This window comes from Shewanella sp. 10N.286.45.A1 (assembly GCF_041470405.1).
Taxonomy (GTDB): domain Bacteria; phylum Pseudomonadota; class Gammaproteobacteria; order Enterobacterales; family Shewanellaceae; genus Shewanella.
Genome location: NZ_JBFRMK010000056.1, coordinates 1 through 6,276, shown reverse-complemented (window position 1 = coordinate 6,276; position 6,276 = coordinate 1). Strand labels below are relative to the sequence as shown.

Sequence of the window (6,276 nt, the reverse complement as noted above, 5' to 3'; positions counted from 1 at the left end):
TTATACTGATTGGTATAAGCTACAACTCTATGTATCCATTCTACCCAGTTGCTGCGCATAGTGGAATGCTCCCTTAAAACAAAATATTTAAACATTTGTTTGAAAAAGGCTTGTATTAAAACTGACTTGGGTTTAGATTTTATGAGACACAGGTCTGACCACAGACTATAATTGTGAAGTAGACCCGCAAATAAGTGACTCGCTGCAAGTGATAAGTCACAACTAAAAGGAGAATTACAGTGACTACCCTACTTTGGATCTTGGCGATGATTTTTACCATAGGCGCTTTTGCCTATTTAAGAGTCTCCCTACTCACTGCGACCATAGGTGCTGCCATCGTGATGGCTATCGGCACAGGTACTGCAGTTGTCAGCCCGCTATTATGGGTTGCTTTTCTTGTTATCGCCCTACCGCTTAATCTCAGCTCTTTCAGACAAAATGTCATTACCCGTCCGCTACTAAAAATGTACCGCGGAATAATGCCTGAAATGTCGACCACGGAAAAAGAAGCGATTGAAGCAGGTACCACCTGGTGGGAAGCCGACTTATTTGCAGGGAAACCTGATTGGAGCAAACTTCACAACTACCCAAAAGCCACGCTAAGTGCTGAAGAGCAAGCCTTTTTAGACGGTCCAGTTGAAGAAGTCTGCAAGATGCTTAATCAGCATCAAGTATCTCATGAGATAGCCGATCTACCAGAAGAGATCTGGCAGTATTTAAAAGATCATGGTTTCTTTGCCATGATTATTAAAAAGAAATATGGCGGTTTAGAGTATTCAGCTTACGCTCAATCGCGAGTCTTACAAAAGCTTGCAGGTTTAAGCAGTGAGCTGGCCTCTACCGTCGGTGTACCTAATTCACTCGGTCCCGGCGAATTACTGCAGCATTACGGTACTACCGCTCAACAAGATCACTACCTACCGCGTCTTGCAAAAGGCTTAGAAGTTCCCTGTTTTGCACTCACTAGCCCAGAAGCTGGTAGTGATGCAGGCGCAATCCCAGATTTCGGCATCGTTTGTAAAGGCCAGTGGGAAGGTGAAGAAGTGCTAGGTATGAAACTGACTTGGAACAAACGCTATATTACTCTAGCGCCAGTCGCGACCGTACTCGGCCTTGCCTTTAAACTTCGCGATCCAGATCAGTTACTGGGTAAGCAAGAAGAACTCGGCATCACCTGTGCACTTATTCCTACTGATATTGAAAGAGTTGAAACAGGCCGCAGGCATTTCCCACTAAACTGCATGTTCCAAAATGGTCCAACCCGCGGTAATGAAGTTTTCGTTCCACTTAGCTTTATCATTGGTGGTCCAGAGATGGCAGGCCAAGGTTGGAGAATGTTGGTTGAATGTCTATCTGTTGGCCGTGGCATTACCCTGCCTTCTAACTCTGCGGGTGGAATTAAAACTGCCGCATTAGCCACAGGTGCATACGCTCGGATTCGTCGTCAATTCAAACTGCCTATCGGTAAGCTTGAAGGGATTGAAGAGCCAATGGCGCGCATCGGTGGTAATGCTTACCTGATGGATGCAGTGACTACGTTAACAACCACGGGTATCGACTTAGGTGAAAAACCTTCTGTTATCTCAGCGATTGTTAAATATCACCTAACCGACAGAATGCAAGGTTGTGTTATTGATGCAATGGACATTCACGGTGGTAAAGGTGTCTGTTTAGGCCCTGGAAACTACCTCGGTCGTGGCTACCAAGCAGCGCCTATTGCCATTACGGTTGAAGGTGCAAACATTCTTACCCGTTCTATGATTATTTATGGTCAAGGCGCAATTCGCTGTCATCCGTATGTACTGGCAGAAATGGAATCAGCGTTTGATACTGACGCAAGCAAGGGTCTGCGTGATTTTGACGCCGCTATCTTTGGCCATATCGGGTTTACCACCAGTAATTTAGTCCGCAGCTTCTGGTTAGGTCTTACCTCAAGCCGCTTCTCTAACGCGCCTTATTCAGATAAAACGAAGCGTTACTACCAGCAAATGAACCGCTTCAGCGCAAACTTGGCATTACTGTCAGATCTTGCAATGGCGACACTCGGTGGCAACCTTAAACGTAAAGAGCGCATCTCAGCTCGTTTAGGTGACTTGCTCAGTCAGTTGTACCTTGCCTCTGCCACATTGAAGCGCTATGAAGATGAAGGTCGTCAGTCTGAAGATCTACCTTTAGTACAGTGGGCCGTTGAAGATTCACTGCACAAGCTACAAACATCACTCGATGATCTACTAGACAACTTCCCTATGGGGCTTGGTCTACCACTGCGTGCCATTACCTTCCCATTTGGTCGTCCATTAAAACGTCCTACTGACGTACTAGACCATAAGGTTGCTAAGATCATGCAAACTCCTTGTGCCAGCCGAGAGCGTATGGGTAAAGGCCAGTTCTGGACACCAAGCGAGCACAACCCTGTGGGTATTCAAGAGCAAACCTTTAAGGATATCTTGGCGTCAGAGCCTATCTACGACAAAGTCTGTAAAGCCGCAGGTAAGCGTCTACCGTTTATGTGGTTAGATAAGATAGCCGCTGAAGGCAAAGCATTAGGTGTACTGAGCGAAGATGAAGTGGCGCTATTGGAGCGTGCTGAAATCGGTCGTATGAAGTCTATTAATGTCGATGACTTTGACCCTGAAGAGTTAAAAGCCCGCGTGCTTGAGTTTGCTAAGCAGGAACAAGCTGCATAGCAAAAACCTGTAAAACTAAGCTCACACCAAAAAGCCAGTCGTTAATCTCGACTGGCTTTTTTAATGGTTCTGATTAGTACTATAACAATGGCATTAAGCCTCTTAGGCACTCAATTCAACAACGGTGGTATCAGCTGGTATTAAACTTATCAACTCGACACCGTGATTCAATGCTGTATCTGCCGCACTAATGACTTTAACTTTACCCTCTTGCAGATAAATTAAGGGAATAGCGGTTTGACCGTACTGCTGCATGAACATTGAATAATCAAAGCTCTCAGTGAGGTTAGTACTTTTTATTGTGGCGCCTTTAGCCATCAAACTGGCTAACTTTGAGTAAGACACCGCATCACCAAATAGGCATAAGCGCTTTAGGTATGACTCCGATAACTGATGCCTAGCACTGCCATTACTGCTATCACCATTATTAAGCCCATAAACCTTCTCGCCACCAAATACGTCTTGAAAGTAAAAACTCACTAATGGATTAAGCTGACGATACGGTGACATGACTAACACTCGCCCTATTCCGCTCATATCCATATGATTCTCAGCATGCTCCGAGGCTGGGTTACCAAAATAGACAGGAATATTATCCATTCTAGCCAAACGGATATTGTCCCAGTTATTGTCAGCAAGTAGTACTGTCACGCCTTTTGACATTAAGGTTTTTGCCAGTGCTCGTGAAAACTGCGACGCGCCAAAAATGAGTAAGCCTTGAGAAGAACCTGCGGTCACTCCTAACATTTTAGCCCAGCGACCAGCCGTTAAGCTCTGGATCACCACAGTGCCAATAATAATTAAAAACACCAAAGGCACTATAAGCTCTGCGCCCGCAACACCCGCGTTTTCAAGTTTAATCGCGAACAACGAAGAGATAGCGGCCGCAACAATACCGCGAGGAGCAACCCAACTTAAAAACCATTTATCGCCACTCGATAGAGAGGTACCGATACCACAACACCAAATGCTCAGCGGCCTTGCTACCAGCATCACCACAGCTAACAGCGCCAAGCCCTGCCAACCTAGACTTAATAGCGCGTCTGCATTAAGCCTAGCCGCTAGCAGGATAAACAACGCTGAGATTAAAAGCACTGTTAGCGTTTCTTTAAATTCAAGAATATCGCTGATCTCAACCCCTTTCATATTCGCCAGCCAAATTCCCATCACCGTCACAGATAACAAGCCCGCTTCTTCCTGCAACAAGTTAGAACCGACAAACACCGCGAGCATTAAGGTCAGTACCGCAGTATTGCGTAAATAATGGGGTAACAGGTTTTTTCGTAAAATAAGCCCAACCAGATAACCGCTTAATGCACCGAAACCGAAACCAACAATGAGCATGGTCGCTAATGCATGCAGTACGTGAGTTGTTGGATCGGCAGCGACAACTATGTATTCAAACACCAACACCGCAAGGATGGCACCGATGGGATCAATAACAATACCTTCCCAGCGCAAAATACTTGCAAGCTCTGTTTTAGGCCTAACACTGCGCAGCATAGGTACGATTACCGTAGGCCCAGTCACCACCACTAACGCGCCAAACAGGATAGCCATCAGCCAATCAAACTCCAGCAGATAATGCGTTGCCACACTGATGCACGCCCATGTGATTGCTGTGCCTAAAGTGACTAAACGCGTTACCATGCCGCCGTGTTCACTGATCTCTTTGTAGTTTAACGTCAGCGCGCCTTCAAACAGAATCACCGCCACACCTAACGAGATAATCGGAAATAGCAGATCGCCAAAAATAGCATCTGGATTTAAAAAATCCAGAGCTGGGCCAAGCAACAATCCACAGAGTAATAAAGGTAAAATAGCAGGAAGCCTAAGTCGCCAGCCAAGCCATTGACAAAACAACGATAAAACCCCCAACAAAGCAAGCATTGCGGTGATCTGCTCCAGCATACAATTTCCTTATTCAATAATTGGCATCACGACATTGTTAACATAGGAGTAAATGCCGTGAATGTAAAAGTTATCTTGAGCAGATTGCTGATCCCGCCTCAATATGGATAAAACCATTTAGCAATGTGACTTGAGCTGTGCTTCTGCGTTACAGATTGTCGGTAGAAAGAGTGAAGTATAAATCTGAAGATTTTTAAAACGGTCGGTGATAGCAAACTTCTATCACTGTATCTGTTAGCTTCAGTGTCATCCTAAAGTTTGCTCACGCGAACCACTTACACTGACCACAAACTCGGCTTAAGCTATGGAAATATAAGTGAAACTGGGGTATTGTTTCGAAACCAAATGGAGTGCTACCTGCCATAAAGTAGCATAGAGTCATGGAAGGACTACGGATCCAATTGAGTTTTTATTTTCAGCAAATAGATCAAGCTGCCGAAATCTTCCGCAAACAGTGCTACCCAAAAATTTAAACTCAAACAAGCAATAATCTTGTCGCTTAAAGTGCTAAACTTTAGCTTTAAATTCATACACCTATACACTCTTAAACACTAAAAGTAACCAATATGATGAAAACATCGGCACTAATTAATTTTGTACAAAAGTTATCTTCTTTACAGCGTGTCGTTATTCAAGCTCATGATTATCCAGATCATGATGCCATTGCTTCTGCCTATGCCATGTCAGTGCTACTTAAAGAGCTGGGAATTGATTCAATTATTGTTTACAACGGCGAAATTGACCGTATATCGTTATCTAATATGATTGAGTGGTTAAACATACCTGTGAGCCATTGCAGCAAGGCTCAACTTACTACATTAGACAAAATTATTACCATTGATGGCTGTATTGGCGAGCGCAATGTCACCGATATGCCGGGGGAAGAGATTGCAGTGATTGACCACCATGTGGTTACCCCACCAAATAATTTATGGTTTAGTGATGTCAGAGAAGACTATGGTGCTACGGCAACGATATTGTTTGAGTATTACCAAGCTTTCAACATTAACATGTCTAAAGATGTTGCGACCGCATTATTGGTCGGTCTTAAGATTGACACCGCACATATGACCCGTGGCGTTTGTTCTGCCGATCTAAAAGCCTTTGTGATGTTCAATCAACAAGCAGATTTGGCATTAGTGAATAAAATCTGTCGCAATGAAATTACTTATTCTGAGCTCAACTTATTTGAGCACGTTTGCCAGTCAGTAAAACAAACTGAAGGTGTCGGGCTTGCAACAGTGTCGATTGATTGCCCAAAAAATATGCTAGGTATTTTAGGCGACTTCTTACTGACGGTTAATGAACTGGATGTTGTGGTCATCGCGCAGTCAAGCCAACGCGGCATTCAGCTCTCTCTGCGCTCAGAATGCCAGTATGTTGATGTTGCTAAAGTGGTGAGGGAGCAACTAAACATTAAAAACTTTGGTTTTGGTGGCGGTCATCCGCATATGGCTGGCGGTATTGTGTTTAAAGATTATCTCAGTGAATTCATCACCGAAAAAGAGCTTCACCTATCGCCAATAATAGATTCAATTTTAGCTTTAAGACACAGTGCTTAAAAAACTCGAATCGGCCAATAAAAGAGTGTAATACCAATTGCATTAAAAGTTTGACCATTCAGCGGGAATTCAAAACGCTGTAGGAAAGTAGTGGGATTTGAGCTAATAGTTATTCT

The 6,276-nt window shown here is 44.1% G+C and carries 3 protein-coding genes; 2 read left to right on the top strand and 1 reads right to left on the bottom strand.

Going from position 1 to position 6,276, the window contains the following annotated elements:
* Positions 1-239: 239 nt before the first annotated feature.
* Entirely contained in the window at positions 240-2,687 is a 2,448-nt protein-coding gene (gene fadE, locus AB4238_RS05220) for an acyl-CoA dehydrogenase FadE (RefSeq protein WP_372032031.1), read from the top strand.
* Positions 2,688-2,789: 102 nt separating this feature from the next.
* Here fadE and AB4238_RS05215 read toward each other — a convergent pair whose 3' ends face one another.
* Positions 2,790-4,598, bottom strand: a complete 1,809-nt coding sequence (locus tag AB4238_RS05215) for a cation:proton antiporter (protein ID WP_372032029.1) — start codon at positions 4,596-4,598, stop codon at positions 2,790-2,792.
* Positions 4,599-5,164: 566 nt separating this feature from the next.
* On the opposite strand from AB4238_RS05215, the gene AB4238_RS05210 reads away from it, so the two are divergent.
* Entirely contained in the window at positions 5,165-6,160 is a 996-nt protein-coding gene (locus AB4238_RS05210) for a bifunctional oligoribonuclease/PAP phosphatase NrnA (RefSeq protein WP_372032027.1), read from the top strand.
* Positions 6,161-6,276 lie beyond the last annotated feature (116 nt).